Annotated in this window: 12 protein-coding genes and 2 pseudogenes; 10 read left to right on the top strand and 4 right to left on the bottom strand. The window is 70.3% G+C overall.

Translation table 11 applies throughout. The annotated features are described in order from the left end of the window. Positions 1 to 48: 48 nt before the first annotated feature. From QC180_RS25295 to QC180_RS30425, 7 genes and pseudogenes are all read left to right on the top strand, one after another. Positions 49 to 1,212: a type III PLP-dependent enzyme domain-containing protein gene (locus QC180_RS25295; RefSeq protein WP_278265312.1), complete on the top strand. Its 1,164-nt coding sequence runs from the start codon at positions 49 to 51 to the stop codon at positions 1,210 to 1,212. After that, positions 1,209 to 2,474, top strand: coding sequence for a GNAT family N-acetyltransferase (locus tag QC180_RS25290; RefSeq protein WP_278265311.1), 1,266 nt, complete (start codon positions 1,209 to 1,211; stop codon positions 2,472 to 2,474). The genes QC180_RS25295 and QC180_RS25290 overlap by 4 nt, the downstream gene beginning before the upstream one ends. Positions 2,475 to 2,477: 3 nt before the next feature. Then, complete coding sequence (locus QC180_RS25285; RefSeq protein ID WP_278265310.1) at positions 2,478 to 3,923, top strand: class I adenylate-forming enzyme family protein; 1,446 nt, start codon at positions 2,478 to 2,480, stop codon at positions 3,921 to 3,923. After that, a complete protein-coding gene (locus tag QC180_RS25280; RefSeq protein WP_278265309.1) occupies positions 3,920 to 5,098 on the top strand; it encodes an FAD-dependent oxidoreductase in 1,179 nt (392 codons plus the stop codon). Before QC180_RS25285 ends, QC180_RS25280 begins: the two co-directional genes overlap by 4 nt. A gap of 11 nt (positions 5,099 to 5,109) precedes the next feature. After that, entirely contained in the window at positions 5,110 to 5,640 is a 531-nt protein-coding gene (locus QC180_RS25275) for a hypothetical protein (protein WP_278265308.1), read from the top strand. Positions 5,641 to 5,701: 61 nt separating this feature from the next. Further along, positions 5,702 to 6,247 (top strand): hypothetical protein, encoded by a 546-nt coding sequence (locus QC180_RS25270; protein WP_278265307.1) that lies wholly within the window; start codon positions 5,702 to 5,704, stop codon positions 6,245 to 6,247. 122 nt (positions 6,248 to 6,369) lie between these two features. Continuing rightward, positions 6,370 to 6,574: pseudogene (locus tag QC180_RS30425) on the top strand (hypothetical protein); the annotation flags it as partial. 129 nt (positions 6,575 to 6,703) lie between these two features. Here QC180_RS30425 and QC180_RS25265 read toward each other — a convergent pair. Together QC180_RS25265 and QC180_RS25260 are read right to left on the bottom strand one after the other, a co-directional pair. Further along, a complete protein-coding gene (locus QC180_RS25265) occupies positions 6,704 to 7,309 on the bottom strand; it encodes a DUF8020 domain-containing protein (protein ID WP_278265427.1) in 606 nt (201 codons plus the stop codon). A gap of 179 nt (positions 7,310 to 7,488) precedes the next feature. Continuing rightward, entirely contained in the window at positions 7,489 to 8,145 is a 657-nt protein-coding gene (locus tag QC180_RS25260) for a MerR family transcriptional regulator (protein ID WP_278265306.1), read from the bottom strand. Positions 8,146 to 8,372: 227 nt separating this feature from the next. Between QC180_RS25260 and QC180_RS25255 the strand changes: the two genes are divergently transcribed. Both QC180_RS25255 and QC180_RS25250 read left to right on the top strand, forming a co-directional pair. Beyond that, positions 8,373 to 10,040, top strand: coding sequence for an ABC transporter ATP-binding protein (locus QC180_RS25255; protein ID WP_278265305.1), 1,668 nt, complete (start codon positions 8,373 to 8,375; stop codon positions 10,038 to 10,040). Continuing rightward, positions 10,037 to 11,869 (top strand): ABC transporter ATP-binding protein, encoded by a 1,833-nt coding sequence (locus QC180_RS25250; RefSeq protein ID WP_278265304.1) that lies wholly within the window; start codon positions 10,037 to 10,039, stop codon positions 11,867 to 11,869. Before QC180_RS25255 ends, QC180_RS25250 begins: the two co-directional genes overlap by 4 nt. Before the next feature lie 186 nt (positions 11,870 to 12,055). On the opposite strand, the pseudogene QC180_RS30420 reads toward QC180_RS25250, so the two are convergent. Then, positions 12,056 to 12,712, bottom strand: a pseudogene (locus tag QC180_RS30420) (glycosyltransferase 87 family protein); the annotation flags it as partial. A gap of 244 nt (positions 12,713 to 12,956) precedes the next feature. Between QC180_RS30420 and QC180_RS25245 the strand changes: the two are divergent. Then, on the top strand, positions 12,957 to 13,481 hold the full coding sequence (locus tag QC180_RS25245; protein WP_278265303.1) for a hypothetical protein: 525 nt from the start codon (positions 12,957 to 12,959) through the stop codon (positions 13,479 to 13,481). A gap of 66 nt (positions 13,482 to 13,547) precedes the next feature. On the opposite strand, the gene QC180_RS25240 is transcribed toward QC180_RS25245, so the two are convergent. After that, on the bottom strand, positions 13,548 to 14,135 hold the full coding sequence (locus QC180_RS25240; RefSeq protein ID WP_278265302.1) for a TIGR03086 family metal-binding protein: 588 nt from the start codon (positions 14,133 to 14,135) through the stop codon (positions 13,548 to 13,550). Positions 14,136 to 14,182: the final 47 nt, after the last annotated feature.

Here is a 14,182-nt window from a genome sequence, read left to right as displayed (position 1 = left end):
AAAGTGCTTGTCCTGCCGATGCTCTGCTCACCGGAAGGAGATCCTTGGATGCCGAGTGACCGATTGCGTCGCTTCGCCCGGCTGGAATCCGAAACACCCTACGCGGCTCTCGATATCGACGCGGTGGAGCACGCGCACGACCGATACCGCACCGCACTCGCCGGACGTGGACGAGTGCAGTTCGCGGTGAAGGCCCGACCGGAACCACAGGTACTCACGGCGCTGCTGCGAGGCGGCGCGAGCCTGGATGTGGCGTCCACCGCGGAGATCCACCTGGCGCTGGCGGCGGGTTGTCCGCCGGAACGGATCTCGCACAGCAATGTGGTGCGCGACGAGCGCGAGATCGCCGAAGCGTTCGCACTCGGCGTCCGGATGTTCTGCGCCGACTCGGCGGCCGAACTCACGCGACTGGGTCGGCACGCGCCCGGCGCCTCGGTGCTGCTGCGCCTGGTCTGCGCGCCGAGGGGCGCCGCGCTGTCGATGACCGCCCGATTCGGTTGCGGCGCGGACGAAGCGGTGGAACTGGCGCGGCTGGCCGAGGGGATGGGCCTGGATATGGCCGGGCTGACATGGCATGTCGGCAGTCAGCAGACCGATCCGAGCCAGTGGCGAATCGCCGTCGAGCGCGCGGCGGGCGTGTGGACGGCGATCCGCGCGGCGGGCGTGAGCAGCCTGCGCGTGCTCGATGTCGGTGGCGGGATCCCCGCGACGTATCGGCGGGCGGTGCCCTCGGTGGCGGACTGCGTGGCCACGATCTTCGCGGCGATCGACGACCACTTCGACGCGACCGACCTCGATGTGGTGTTCGAGCCGGGACGCAGCCTGGTCGCCGAGGCGGGAATCACGGTGGCGCGGGTGAAGTCGGTGGTCGAGCGCGACGGACTGGTGCGGGTGGTGCTCGATGCCGGGATCTGGAACGCGGGGCTGATCGAGTGCCTGCTCGGCGACGTGGAGTACCCCGTCGAGGCCCTCGACCATGCCGCGGACGCGCCGGATCGTCCGGTGGTGCTGCACGGCCCGTCCTGCGATCCGCTCGACGAACTGCGGGTCACCACCCCGTATCGGCTGCCGGTGGCGCTGGCACCGGGCGACCGGGTGCTCATCGGGTCGACCGGCGCCTACTGCGCCACCATGGTCACCCCCGACTTCTGTGGCTATCCGGCGCCGCCGCTCCATGTCCTGCCCGCCCGAGCGATGGAGGTCAGCCGATGACACGTGCCCTACCCACGGAATTCGAGTACCTCGAGGGCATTCCGGAGGACCGCTACCCCGAGTGGCTGAACTGCTGGCTCACCGCGCTCGCCGAACCGCTGGGCACCGACCCCGCCGTGCTCGACTTCTACCGGCGGACCTTTCCGCCCGAACGCGGACTCGCCATCGCCGACGCCGACGGCATCGTCGCCACGAACACCTCCCTGCACACCGAACTCGTGCTGCCCGGCGGCGCCCGCGTGCCCGCGGCCATCGGCACGGGCGGGTTCTGTCACGCGACGCAGACGCGGCGCGGTCTGATGACCCACCTGCTCGACCGGATCTACGCCCGCGCCGTCGACGAGGGCAAGGTGACCTGCGCCGACTGGCCCTCGGAATGGCCCATCTACCGGCGCTTCGGACACGGGCCCGCCGCGTGGTACGAGGGGATGCGCATCGACGTGCGCCGCGCCGGGCTGCGCGAGGACACGCCGGGCGCGGGCATCCGGCCGCGTCGCGTCACGGGCGAGCGGGCCCGCGACGCCGCCAGGGACGTCTTCACCCGCCGCGCGCGCCAGGCGCCCGGGGAACTGATTCCGCCGCAGGGGTTCTGGGACAGGTTGCGCACCGACCCGTCCTCCCCCACGCTCGACGCGCTGTGCACACTCGGCGATCCCGGGACCGGGGTCCGGCAGTGCGCGGTGATCGACGGGCGCGGGTTCGTCTCCTACCGCGTCGTCGCCGACTGGTCCGTCGACAAGGCACCCGACGGGGTCGTGCACGTGATCGACTTCCTGGCCGTGGATCCGGAGGCGGCGGGCGCGCTGTGGCGGTTCCTGTTCTCGATCGACATGGCCAGCGAGATCCGAGTGCCGCGACTGCCCGTGGACGATCCGCTGCGCTGGTGGGTCACCGATGCCCGCTGGCTGCGCGGCCGTCGACGGGACGCTCTGTGGCTGCGCCTGCTCGACGTCCCGGCGATCCTGTCCGCCCGTTCCTGGGCGGCCGACGGCGCGCTGACCCTGCGCGTGCACGACGCGCGCGGCTGGGCCGACGGCACCTATCACCTCGACGTCGACAAGGGAGTCGGCGTATGCCACCGCACCACCACCGCGCCCGATCTGGAACTCGATGTGTCGGCCATGGGCGCGATCGTGCTGGGCGGTACCCCGGCGGCCGGGCTGTATCAGGCCGGGCAGATCCGTGGCGAGCACCGGCAGGTGCGGCTGTGGGACGCCATGGCCACCCCGGAACGCGCGCCGTTCCTTTCCTACGTTCTGTGATCGGTGTGCCGAGACCACCCCGACAGGAGGTTGTTCGTGCTGGTGACGGACTCGGGCCGCTACGACGACGCGGTCCTCGAACAGCTGGTGGACACCGCCACCCGTGAGCTGACAGCCGTGGGCGTCGGGCCCGGCACCACGGTGGTGCTGTGTCTGCCCGACGACATGGGCTGGGTGGCGGTCTATCGCGCGCTCGCCGCGCTCGGGGCGGTGAGCGTGCCGATGAACGCGGGATCGGCGATCAACGAAATCGCCCATGTGCTCGAGGATTCCGGCGCCCGGCTGGCCCTCGTTCCCGCGCGCATGGTCGGGGCTCTGGCCGCCCGGTTCCCCGATCGGGTGTTCTGGCCGGACGGCCGGGCGACCCGTGCCACGATCACGCCGGGACCGGAATGCGCGCCCGACACCGCGACCATCGCCTACACCTCGGGCACCACCGGGCGCCCGAAGGGCGTTCTCCAGTCTCGGCGAGCCATCGCGCTCGGCGGCGACAACCTGGCGGAACGGCTGGGCTGGCACGCCGACGATGTCGTCGTCACCGCGCTCCCACTCGCGCATTCCTACGGGACGAATGTGCTCAATGCCGCGCTCGCGTCGGGGGCGACGCTGGTGCAGCTGGCCCGGTTCGACGAGGCCCGCCTGCTCGAAGCGGCGGATCGCTGGGGTGCGACGGTGCTGGCCGGGGTGCCGACCATGTACCGGCGGCTGCTCGACGTGGTTGCGAGGTCGACCCGAGGCGCCGACACCGCGCCGAGGTTGTCGCGCCTGCGGTGTGTGGTGTCGGCGGGGCAGGGCGCCGGTGCCGATCTGGCCCGGGAATGGGAGGCGAGGATGGGCGGCGCGTTCGTCGAGGGGTGGGGGATGACCGAACTCGCCGGGTTCGCGACACTGGCCGCGCCGGACCTGCCCGACCGGCACGGCACCACGGGCACCGCGATGCCCGACGTGCGCCTACGGACAACCGCTGTCCCCCAGGATGATTCGGGCATCGGTGAATTGTGGATCGCCGGTCCGATGGTGACGGCGGGGCACCTCGGCGCGGGCCCGGTCACGGTGGACGGGTGGCTGCCCACCGGCGATCTGGGCAGCGTCGATGCCTACGGACGGGTTCGCGTGGTGGGCCGCACCAAGGAAGTCGTGCTCAGCGGCGGGTTCAGCGTCTATCCCGCCGAGGTGGAGCGGGTGGTGGCGCGACATCCGGATGTCGCCGAGGTCGCCGTCGCCGGACTGGCGGACCCGGTGCGGGGCGAGATCACCTGCGCCTGGATCGTGCCGAGGGCAGGCACCCGGCCGTCCCTGACGCAGATCACGGAATTCTGCCGCCCGCATCTGGCCGCCTACAAACTGCCGCGTCGGCTCGTGCTGCTACCCGAACTGCCGCTCAACGGCACCGGGAAGGTGCTGCGGCGGGAGCTGCCCGCGCCGATCGCCGTGGGAGCGTCCGCGTGAGACACAGCGATGTACTCGTCGCGGGCGGCGGCCCGGTCGGACTGGCGACGGCGTTGTTCTGCGCCGCGCGGGGTTTGGTGGTGACGGTGCTGGAAGCCGAGTCCGAGACCGCGGTGCGGGCGGGAAGCCGGGCGATCTTCGTGCACGGTGACTCGCTGCGCGCCTTCGGGCAAGCCGATCCCGTCCTGGCCGAGCGCCTCGCCGAGCGGGGGATGGTCTGGAGCGGCAAGCACACGCTGTGGGCGGGGCGCACCGTGTTCCGCAAGTCGTATCCGCCGTGCCGGAGCGACGCTCCCCCGTTCACCTGTCTGTCGCAGCGCGACCTCGAGACCGAACTGCGCGGCGCCTGCCGCAACGCGGGCGTGCGGCTGGTCTGGCAGACCCCGGTCGAGACGGTGACGGTGGCGCACGGGCATGTCGAAGTCGGCAGTGGGCATCGGGCGAGTTTCCTGATCGGCGCCGACGGCGCGCGCTCGGCGGTACGCACCGCGATCGGCACCCGCCTCGCCGGGACACGCGGTGACGCTTCGTTCGTCGTCGTCGATGTCGCCGACGACCCCGACCGCGCGCCGCGCGAGCGGGTGTTCCACTACCGGCACCCGGCGGCCGGACACCGCCACGTGCTGCTCGCGCCGTTCCGCGGCGGCGTGCGTGTGGACCTACAGTGCCACCCCACCGACGACATCGCCGCGCTGACCGCCGACGCCGCCACCTGGGTCGCGCCGCTCCTGCCGGAGGGCACCCGACCCGAGCTCACCTGGATCTCGCACTACCGCTTCGAGCAATCGGTCGCCGAGACCTTCGTCGACGGCGGGCGCCGAGTACTGCTCGTCGGCGAGGCCGCGCACCTGTTCGCCCCGTTCGGCGCGCGGGGGCTCAATTCCGGCGTCGCCGACGCGGCCGCGGCCGCCGACGCCGTGGTCGACAGCATCACCGCGGGTGGGAGCCGCACCGAGGCGGTCCTGCGGTACGACGCCCTGCGGCGCGGCGCGGCCGTGCGCAACCGGGCGGCCAGCGATCAGGCGTTGCGCCAGTTGCTCGCGGCGGATACCGCCACGCGGGCCCGTCAGCGCGGCGCGGCGGCCGTGGCGCGATACCGGGGTTCGGCGGGCGCCTGGCTCGACCGTCTCCCCTACGGTCCCGCCGATGCCGGGATCCCCGACAGCCGCTACTGACCAGGAGTCCCATGACGACCACGCTCGAACCCGTGTCGATCCCGGTCACCGACTTCGCCGACCGCACCACCCGAGCCCTGCTGGCCTGCGACGGCTCGACCACCGTGCTGCTCGAAGCGGTACTGCGCGTGCCGGTGACCATCGACGTGCGCGAGCAGTTCCGGCAGCGCGCCGACGAACTGCCCCGCGAATTATGCGGTGCCCTCGGCGTTTCCGGCGATGATCCGGTGCTGTCGCGGTATTCGACCCTGCTGACGCCGGACGGTGGCCTGGTGTCCTGGAATCACGCGGTGGTCGTCGAGGCGGCCGACAATCCGCTGTATCGGCTCAGCCTCGATCGGGTGCGGCCGCTCGGCTCGGCCATGGCCGCCGCCGGTGTCACCCATCGCAGGCGCCTGCTGCGCACCGGACATCACGTCCGTCCCGACACCGGATCGGGTCGCGCCGCGGGCAAGAGCTATCTGATCTACACCGACGACCGGCCCCGTCTGCATCTGACCGAGATCTACCATCCCGCACTGTTTTCCGCCGACCTCGCCTGACGCGCGGCGGCTCGGTTCCCCCTCACACCGGCCATCGTGGCCATGAAGAAAGGAACGATCCGTGGTCATCTCTTCCTTCGTCACCGGACATCACCTCGGCCACCGGGCGGTTCGACTCGGTGTCTGCTCGGCCGTCGCCGTCGCCGTCGGCGGCGCCGTCGTCGTCGGCGGCGCGCTCGTCCCGACCGCGGCCTGGACGCAACCGGCGCCCGACGCGCCGGTCGAGGCGATCTGTGTCGCCCAGACGACGCTCGTCCCCGCGCTGTTCGGCGGTGGCATGACCGGACAGGACACCATCACCTGCACCGACGCCGCGGGCGCGCCGCTGCTCGCCGGTCGTTCCGAACTCAGCGGCACCGGCGCCGCGTGCGGTGACAGTACGACCACGATCAAGACCCGGTGGGACGACGGCACCGAGACGGTCACCGAGACGACCGGCCGCGTCTCCGTGGACGCCCACACCTACACGGCCACCGGCCGGGTGACCGCCGACAGCACCCGCTTCGCCGACGCGACGGTCTCCATCACCGGCACCGGGATCGAACCGAGCTGCGAGAACCCGCACCTCCCGTCCGCCGCGGCCTACCTCGTCACCTTCCACGGCTGAGCGGAATACCGGTGGGGGTGGCCTCGGCCGCCCCACCCGGTACGAGTCCCCGCCGACCAACCGGTCGCCGACACCGGGTTCGCGATCCCCTTCGCCGGTGACCCCGCCTTCGCACACGTGGCACCAATACGGTCGGTCGCCCCGTCTATCCGATGTCGACGTGCAGAACACGCCCTCGGTCCTCGCCAGCTACGGCCTCTACGTGAACCCGGCCGGATTGCTGGAGAGCCCGGCCAACGCCGACGCGCCCACCCGGCAGGTGAACACCTGAACACCTTGATCGCGCCCGGCGGTTTCGTCGGGAACTGGTTGCGGGACAACGGCGCGGGCCCTGATGTGCGCATCGGGCAGGCGGCGATCATCGTCGAGCACCCGCCGGGCGCATCGGTGAGGCGGCCGAGATCGCCTCGGCCGCCGTGGTCCGTGTGTGGATCGGGCGCGGTGTCATCGCACCGATCAGGTGACGATCTCCGCGATGATCCCGCCGACGAGTGTGCCCGCCGCGCCGCCGATGAACAGCCCCGCGGGGATCGTCACCACGCCCGCGAGCTCGAGGGTGGGCAGTGCGATGATCCCGCCGATCACGGCGCCGATGAAGGCCCCGGTCGAGAAGCCGATGCCCATGATGCTTCTCGTCAGATCCGATTCGCTCCGCGGACTCCGCAGGGCGATTCCCGGCGCCGCCGCCGCACCCGCGGGCGCCGCGGGACGCACCACCGGCTCGCCGTCCATCGAGGCGAGGGTGAGCTTGAGCCGGTTCCCCTCTTCCAGGATCTTCGGCGTCAACACGAAGTCGTGCCCGCTCACCTGCAGCTGGAGCGGCCATTTCTCGATGACATCACCCTCGTCGTCGCTGACGAGCACATTCGTCCCCTTGCGGTTCACACTGAACGTGCCACCGGCCAACCGGGTGACGACGCTGAGCCGATCGGCGGTGTGCCCGGTGGCGTGCGAGACGCCCTGCGCGTGCCCCGTCATCAACCGCTGCAAGGTCAGGTCGCTCGTGCGGACCTTGGGGTAGGCGTCCCAGAGATCGGGGACGACCAACTTGCCTGTAGTCATCAGGTGCCCTTTCGCCGTTCCGGTCCCGCGCCGATGCCCTCACGAGCCACGGGATCACCTGTCGAGATTCGCATTCCCCCCGCGATCCCGGGCGACTTTCGGTGGAATCGAGCCCACCGGTGTAGATCCGATTCCGTTGCACCACACTCTATTTCAGATTCTCCGGCCGGAAGTCGCGATCATTGCGCCGCATCGGTCGACTGCCGCGCCGCGGCGGTTTCCCGGTAGTGCCGCTGCCGACACGCGCGCGAACAATACCGGCGCCGTCGACCCGTGCCCGGCTGAGCGAAGACGCTCGCGCAGATGACGCAATGACCGAGAGTCGGGCTTGTTTCGACACACGGAGCCGCTGTTTCGTCACATCGCTCCGCATGATCACGGCGAGGCGACACCGCCTGCGCCGCCGCCACGAAACCCGCCACCGGAACACGACCCCTCGGGGTGCGGCTCATCAATTCCCCATCGAGCCAGGGGCACTCGTCCACGATGTCGTCGTCGGCGCACTCCAGCAGGTGCGTCAGATAGTCGCGCGCGCTCTGCAACTCCTCGATCTTGCGCGCGAGCGCGGCCGCATGGCTTCGCACCGTCCGCTGCCACAGCTCATTTCGACGACCCACCGTCACGACGGCCGCCTGCTCCAGCGACATCGCGCTGGTGACACAGCACAGATAGGCCAGTCCGATTCTGCGGAGATCGCTCTCGTCGTAGACGCGGCGCCCGTTGACCCGAGCCGGTTCGGGCAGCACCCGCTGCGATTCCCACCATCGCAACGTCGACGGGGCCACGTCGTAGAGGGCTGCCGCCTTGCCTATCGAAACACCGACCGGATCGCTCATTCTGTCCATTTGACATCAAGTCGACTTCACGATTCAAGATGGACGGTGTAGTTAGGCATACCTTACCAACCCACGGGAGACGCACGGCCTTGAGCACCACGACAGCAGACCCACGCGCGGACACCCCGTCCGAGCCGATGCCGGATCCCGAGGCCCCCGGTCTCGCCGCACCGGGCGCCTTGGCGAGGCTCTTCGCACCGATCAGGTCGTCGCTGATCCTGTGCGGAGTGCTCGGATCCCTGTCCGCCGCAGCGGGAATCGTGCCCTATATCGCGGCGGCCGAGATCGCGCGCGTCATGCTCGACGACCCGCACGATCCGGCGGCGACGGTCGGGACGTGGGTGGGGATCGGCGCCGTCGGTGCCGCGCTGTGGCTCGTGCTGCTGGTGCAGTCCTCCCGCCTGGGGCACTACGCGGACGCGGTCATCGTGCACGACCTGCGGGTGCGGATCGTGCGCCACCTCGGCGCGCTCCCGCTGGGTTGGTTCCGCGCCGCGGGATCCGGACGGGTCACACGGGCCATGACCGGTGACATCGAGGAGATGCACGAGGTCATCGCCCACGCGCTGGGTCAGCTGGTGGGCGCGGTCACGGTGATCGTCGTGTCGAGCGTCTACCTGTTCACCGTCGATGTCGCGCTGACGCTGGTGGTGCTGGGTGTGATGGGCCTGATGAGCATCAGCTACCGCGTCTCGATGCGGTCGATGACGACGCATGTGAACCGGCTGATCGCGGCGGAAGGCCGGATCAGTGCCGCGAGCATCGAATACGCGGACGGCATCCAGGTCGTCAAGGCCTTCGGCGCGGGCGGCCGCGTGCTGCGCCGTTTCGACGATGCCGTGAACGAGTACGCCCGCGCGTTCGCCGCCTGGGTCGACGAGGTGCGCTACAGCTCGGCGGTGACCAGGCTGCTCGGCTCGGAGATGGCCGTCCTGACGGCGGTGACGGGCGCGGGGCTGGTCTTCATCGACCGGGGGTCGCTCACCGGTGCGGAACTCGTGGCCTTCCTGGTCGTCGGGGTCGGACTGCCGACCTCGATCATCCCCGCGGTCTCGGGCGCCCAAGCGGTGCGCAAGGGCCGGATGGGCGCCGCCAACATCGAACAACTGCTGTCGCGCCCGCCGCTGCCCGAACCCCGGCGCCCGCGCGTTCCGGCGGACCACGGCGTCGAGTTCGACCACGTGTCGTTCTCCTACGACGGCACCACCCGCGCGATCGACGACGTGAGCGCCGTCTGCCCACCGGGCGCGATCACCGCGGTCGTGGGACCGTCCGGCGCGGGCAAATCGACGCTGGCCAGCTTGCTGCCACGCTTCTACGACGTGACAGCGGGGGCCATCCGGGTCGGCGGCGTCGACCTCCGCGAGATCGGCTCGACCGAGCTGTTGGCGTCGATGTCGCTGGTGTTCCAGGACGTCGCCCTCCTGCGCGACAGCGTGGCCGAGAACATCCGCATCGGCCGACCGGGCGCCAGCGACGAGGAGGTCCGCCAGGCCGCGATCGCCGCGCATATCCACGACGTGATCGACACGCTGCCGCGCGGCTACGACACACCGCTGGACGCGGGCGGCGGTGGCGGCTTGTCCGGCGGCGAACGTCAACGCCTGACCATCGCGCGAGCGATGCTGTCCGGAGCGCCGATCGTCGTCCTCGACGAAGCGACCGCCGCACTCGATCCCGACAGTGAGACCGCCGTCCAGAACGCCTTGGCCCGGCTGGCCGTCGGCAAGACGGTGATCGTCATCGCGCACCGCCTGCACACCATCGCGGGCGCCGATCAGATCCTCGTGCTCGACGAGGGACGGCTGGTCGAGCAGGGCCGCCACGAGCAATTACTCGCCCGCGACGGCCTGTACGCGCGGATGTGGGCCGCCCAGGAAGGAGTCACGCGATGATCCGCCGCCTCTACCAGCTGTGGCCGGACCCGCGGCTGCTCGCCCGACTGTGGTCGCTGACCGCGATCCAAGCCGTGCTGCAAGGGCTGCTGCTCGGAGCGCTGGTGCCGATCCTGCACGCCGTGGCGCGACCGGAACCCGACCTCGCCGCCGCCACCCCCTGGCTCGTGCTCGGCGGCGTCGGCGCGGTGCTCTACGCGGTACTCAGCGTCGTCGCCGACCCGGTCGGCTACGCGGCGGCCGGTGCCCTCGCGGCGCAGTTGCGTCAGCAGTTGATGCGCCACGTCAGCGCGCTGCCGCTGGGGTGGTTCACCGCCGCGAACAAGGCGCGGCTCGCCCGTTGTCTCACCGCCGATGTCGGTGACGCCGCGCATCTGGCGGTGGTGATCGGCAAACCGGTGATCATCTCGACACTGCTGCCCGCCACCGTCGTCGCGATCGTGTTCGTCGTCGAGTGGCGGGTGGCCGCGGTGCTGTGCGTGATCGCGCTGATCGCTTTCCGGGCGCTGGATCGCGCGGCCCGGGTCGCGACCGAGGCGGAGATCGCGCTCGAGCGCGCGTCGGCGAATGTCGCGAGCCGGGCCATCGAACTCGGCCAGGCCCAGCCCGTCCTGCGGGCCGCGGGCCTGGCCGACGGCACCCCGCGCATGCACGCCGCGCTGAGCGAGCACCGCGATACCTATCGGGCGGGCATGGACCGGGCTCGTCGGCCGTTCTTCCGCTACACCGGCGTGGTCGCCGCCGGGTTCGTCATCGTGCTCGCCCTGGTGGCCTGGCTGATGGTCAGCGGGCGCGTCGAGGTGTCGACCGGTGTCGCGCTGCTCGTCCTCACCGCGCGTTTTCTCCAGCCGCTGGGCAATCTCATCGACCTCGTCGGCGCCCTGCGCGCGATGACGAACAAGATCACCCGGATCGAGGAGTTGCGCACCACGCCGGTCCTGCCGGTCCACGCCGACTCGACCCGCCGCACCGACGCGCCTCGCGTGGAACTGTCCGGGGTGAGCTTCACCTATCCCGGTGCCGACGCGCCCGCAGTGCGCGAGGTGTCGATGCGCTGCCCGGCGGGCACCACCACCGCGCTGGTCGGCCCGTCGGGTTCAGGGAAGACGACGATCACCCGCCTCATCGCCCGCTTCTTCGACGTCGATTCCGGCGTCATCCGCATCGACGGCGTCGATACCCGCGCCCTGGCTCCGGAGGCCGTGCTCGACGACATCGCGATCGTCTTCCAGGACGTCTATCTCTTCGACGACACCATCGAGAACAACCTGCGCCTCGCCCTGCCCGAGGCGTCGTGGGACGACCTGCGCGACGCCGCCCGCCAGGCGCGGCTCGACGAGGTCATCGAACGGCTGCCCGGCGGCTGGCAGACCCGCGTCGGCGAGGCCGGGGCCCAATTGTCCGGCGGCGAACGCCAACGCGTGGCGATCGCCCGAGCGATGCTCAAACGCGCGCGCATCGTCCTCGTCGACGAGGCGAGCTCCGCGCTCGACCCCGAGAACGAGGCCGCGGTCACCCGCGCGATCGCCAACCTCGGCGCCGACCCCGACCGCACGGTCATCGTGATCGCGCACCGACCCGCCACCCTGGCCGCCGCGGACCAGGTCGTCTCCCTCGAGGCGGGACGAGTCGCCGAATCCGGCACGCCGAGCGAACTCCTGCGCACCGACGGCACCTTCGCCCGCATCCACCGGCAATACGAGCAGGCTCGACACTGGCGCATCGAACCCGTGCAGCCGGGCGCCGGTGAACTGTCGGTGGGCCACGATCAGCGCCAAAGCCGCCAAGGCGAGCCACCGCGCGGCGAGAAGGACGAGGTAGAGCTGTGACGAGACGGTGTGCCCACCGAGGTCGAGATAGCCGTTGATCAGCCACATCACGCCCACGAAATGCGCGTACTCGATCGACATCCAGGCGATCAGCTCGGCCCGTGGCGGCCCGGCGAGCACAGCGAACGGGATCAGCCACAACAGATACTGCGGTGACCAGACCTTGCCGAAGAGTACGAACACCGCCAACAGCAGGAACATCACCGTGGCCGGGTCGAGTGTCCGCGGCGCGAGCCACACGAGCAGCGCCACCGCGAGAAATCCGGCGGCCGTGGCCACGGCGACACCGAGATTGAGCGTCCGCACAGACTCCACGGCGAGCGACAGCGGCGCACCGGCCTCGTCGCCACTGAGCAAGTACCACAGCGTCCCTCGATCGGGCGCGCGTTCGGAACTGTAGGCGTAGAAGACCTTCCACCCCGAACGGAAGTCCGCGTCGACGACGGCCACCAGATTCACCACGACCCACGAACCCACCGCCGCCGCCGCGACCGCGACCACCGCACGCCATCGCCGGGTACGCACAGCGAGCAACACCAACGCGAAGAGGAAAAGGACTGGATAGAGCTTCGTCGCAGTCGCCACACCGAGCCACACGCCGCACCACACCGGTCTGTCGCGTGTCCAGGCGAGCAGTGCGGCCGCGGTCAGCGCGGTGGCCGCCAGGTCCCAGTTCACGAACGCCAAGGGCCCCAATCCCACACAGACCAGGACCAATTCCGTCATAGAGACGCCCGGCATCCGACTGGTGGCCCACACCGTGTACACGCCACACGCCGCCAGCACGACCACACTCACCACGAGAAACCACAGCACCGTCGACGAGTGGTCCGCGAAGTCCATCGGCGTCCACGATTCCAGGCCAGCGGTGACCGCCGCCGTGGCGAGAAACAACATCGCGATACACACCGGGTACTCGAGCAAGTAGTCCCGGTACGGCAGAGCCGGGAAATCGGCGTCCATGGAGCCGAACAGGGCCGAGATATCGGAATAACACAACCGCGACAGCGCTTTGTCGCCCCTCCATCCGCCGTCACCGACGCAGGGAACCAATCGCGCCAGACCACTCATCATGGACAGGCACGCCATGAACAGAACGATCCCCGCGACCGGCCTTCGCATCGGCACTGTATTCGACGGCACGCCGAATGCTAACGACGATCGGCGCGAATGCCGTGGATCCCACGACGCATCGGCGACACGCACAACGACACGTCATCGAGAAACTTCCCGGGTGCGGCGGATAGCGTTCGAAGTTCGGATGCCGAGCGAAGGGATTGCTCGTATGTGGACGAAAATCATCGCCAGTACCGTGGCTGTTGTCGGTATCGCGGGTGGAGCGCTCATCGCGCACACCGCCGTGGGCGGCCCGGAGTGCGCCGTGGAAGTCGGCGCCGCGAGCTGCGACGAAGGGTCGACGGCGGTGCGGATAGCGCAGCCCGCGACCAACCAGACCAAAACCCGCACGCCCGCCCCACCGCCGAAGACCGTCACCAAAACGAAAGCCGTTCCCCCACAGACGAAGACCGGCACCAAGACCATCACCAAAACCAAGCCCGTACCACCGCGATCGAAGACCGATGTCCCCACGGTGACCCGGAAAGTCTCGTAGCTTTCGATGACTTCCTAGGCGCTGCGAACCCGCCTGTTCACGCGCCGCCTTCGTCTACGAGGCTCATCACGTCATCGAAGGACGAGCGCTGGTCGTCGACGGCCCGGTCCAGGCGGGGTCCCGGCCGAGCAGGGCGACGATGTTGTCCAGCGTCGGACGATTCACGTCCTCTGTCAGGCGCGGGGCGTAAGCACCGCCCGGGCCGGTGAGTGGACCGCCGGGAACGGTGATCGCGCGGGCGATCGGCAGCGCCGCCGTGGTGAGGTGCTCCGGAACAGGACACGGCCGGTCGAGGGCGCGGGCGAGGTCCCAGCGGTGCGTGAGCATGTCCACGAAGTGGATCGACAACACCTGGCCGGTGGCCACGGTGCCCGACGAGGGCAGCCGGATCTCCGGCCCCGCCTGTTCCATGGCGACCACCCACCGGGCGGCACTGTGCGCGAAGGCGGCCCGGGCGTCCGCTGCCGAGACGGTCGGTGGGGGCAGGACGCTGGCGATGACGGCTTCGTGGCGCTCGTTCATGTGCGTGAGCAGGTCCGCGACCGTCCAGCCCGCACACGGAGTGGGCCGGGTGAGGTCGGCGTCGGTGAGCACGGCCACGTCGTGGCCGATCAGGGCGAGGGCGATGGCGTCCAGGTGCAGCGGGTCGAGCATGATCACTCCCAAAAATAGCGTCCGATCGTTCGTTATCGAGAACTATA

Origin of the sequence: Nocardia anocheti (assembly GCF_029675105.1) — a bacterium.
Taxonomy (GTDB): Bacteria; Actinomycetota; Actinomycetes; order Mycobacteriales; family Mycobacteriaceae; genus Nocardia.
The sequence above is the reverse complement of the archived record's forward strand: the minus strand, read 5'-3'. Positions and strand labels throughout refer to the sequence as shown.

Excerpts from the sequence above, each read along its gene's own strand:
- QC180_RS25240 (WP_278265302.1), bottom strand. The coding sequence starts at position 14,135 with ATGCTCGACCCGCTGCACCTGGACGCCATCGCCCTCGCCCTGATCGGC.
- QC180_RS25250 (WP_278265304.1), top strand. The coding sequence starts at position 10,037 with ATGATCCGCCGCCTCTACCAGCTGTGGCCGGACCCGCGGCTGCTCGCC.
- QC180_RS25245 (WP_278265303.1), top strand. The coding sequence starts at position 12,957 with ATGAACAGAACGATCCCCGCGACCGGCCTTCGCATCGGCACTGTATTC.
- QC180_RS25295 (WP_278265312.1), top strand. The coding sequence starts at position 49 with ATGCCGAGTGACCGATTGCGTCGCTTCGCCCGGCTGGAATCCGAAACA.
- QC180_RS25265 (WP_278265427.1), bottom strand. The coding sequence starts at position 7,309 with ATGACTACAGGCAAGTTGGTCGTCCCCGATCTCTGGGACGCCTACCCC.
- QC180_RS25275 (WP_278265308.1), top strand. The coding sequence starts at position 5,110 with ATGACGACCACGCTCGAACCCGTGTCGATCCCGGTCACCGACTTCGCC.
- QC180_RS25260 (WP_278265306.1), bottom strand. The coding sequence starts at position 8,145 with ATGAGCGATCCGGTCGGTGTTTCGATAGGCAAGGCGGCAGCCCTCTAC.
- QC180_RS25290 (WP_278265311.1), top strand. The coding sequence starts at position 1,209 with ATGACACGTGCCCTACCCACGGAATTCGAGTACCTCGAGGGCATTCCG.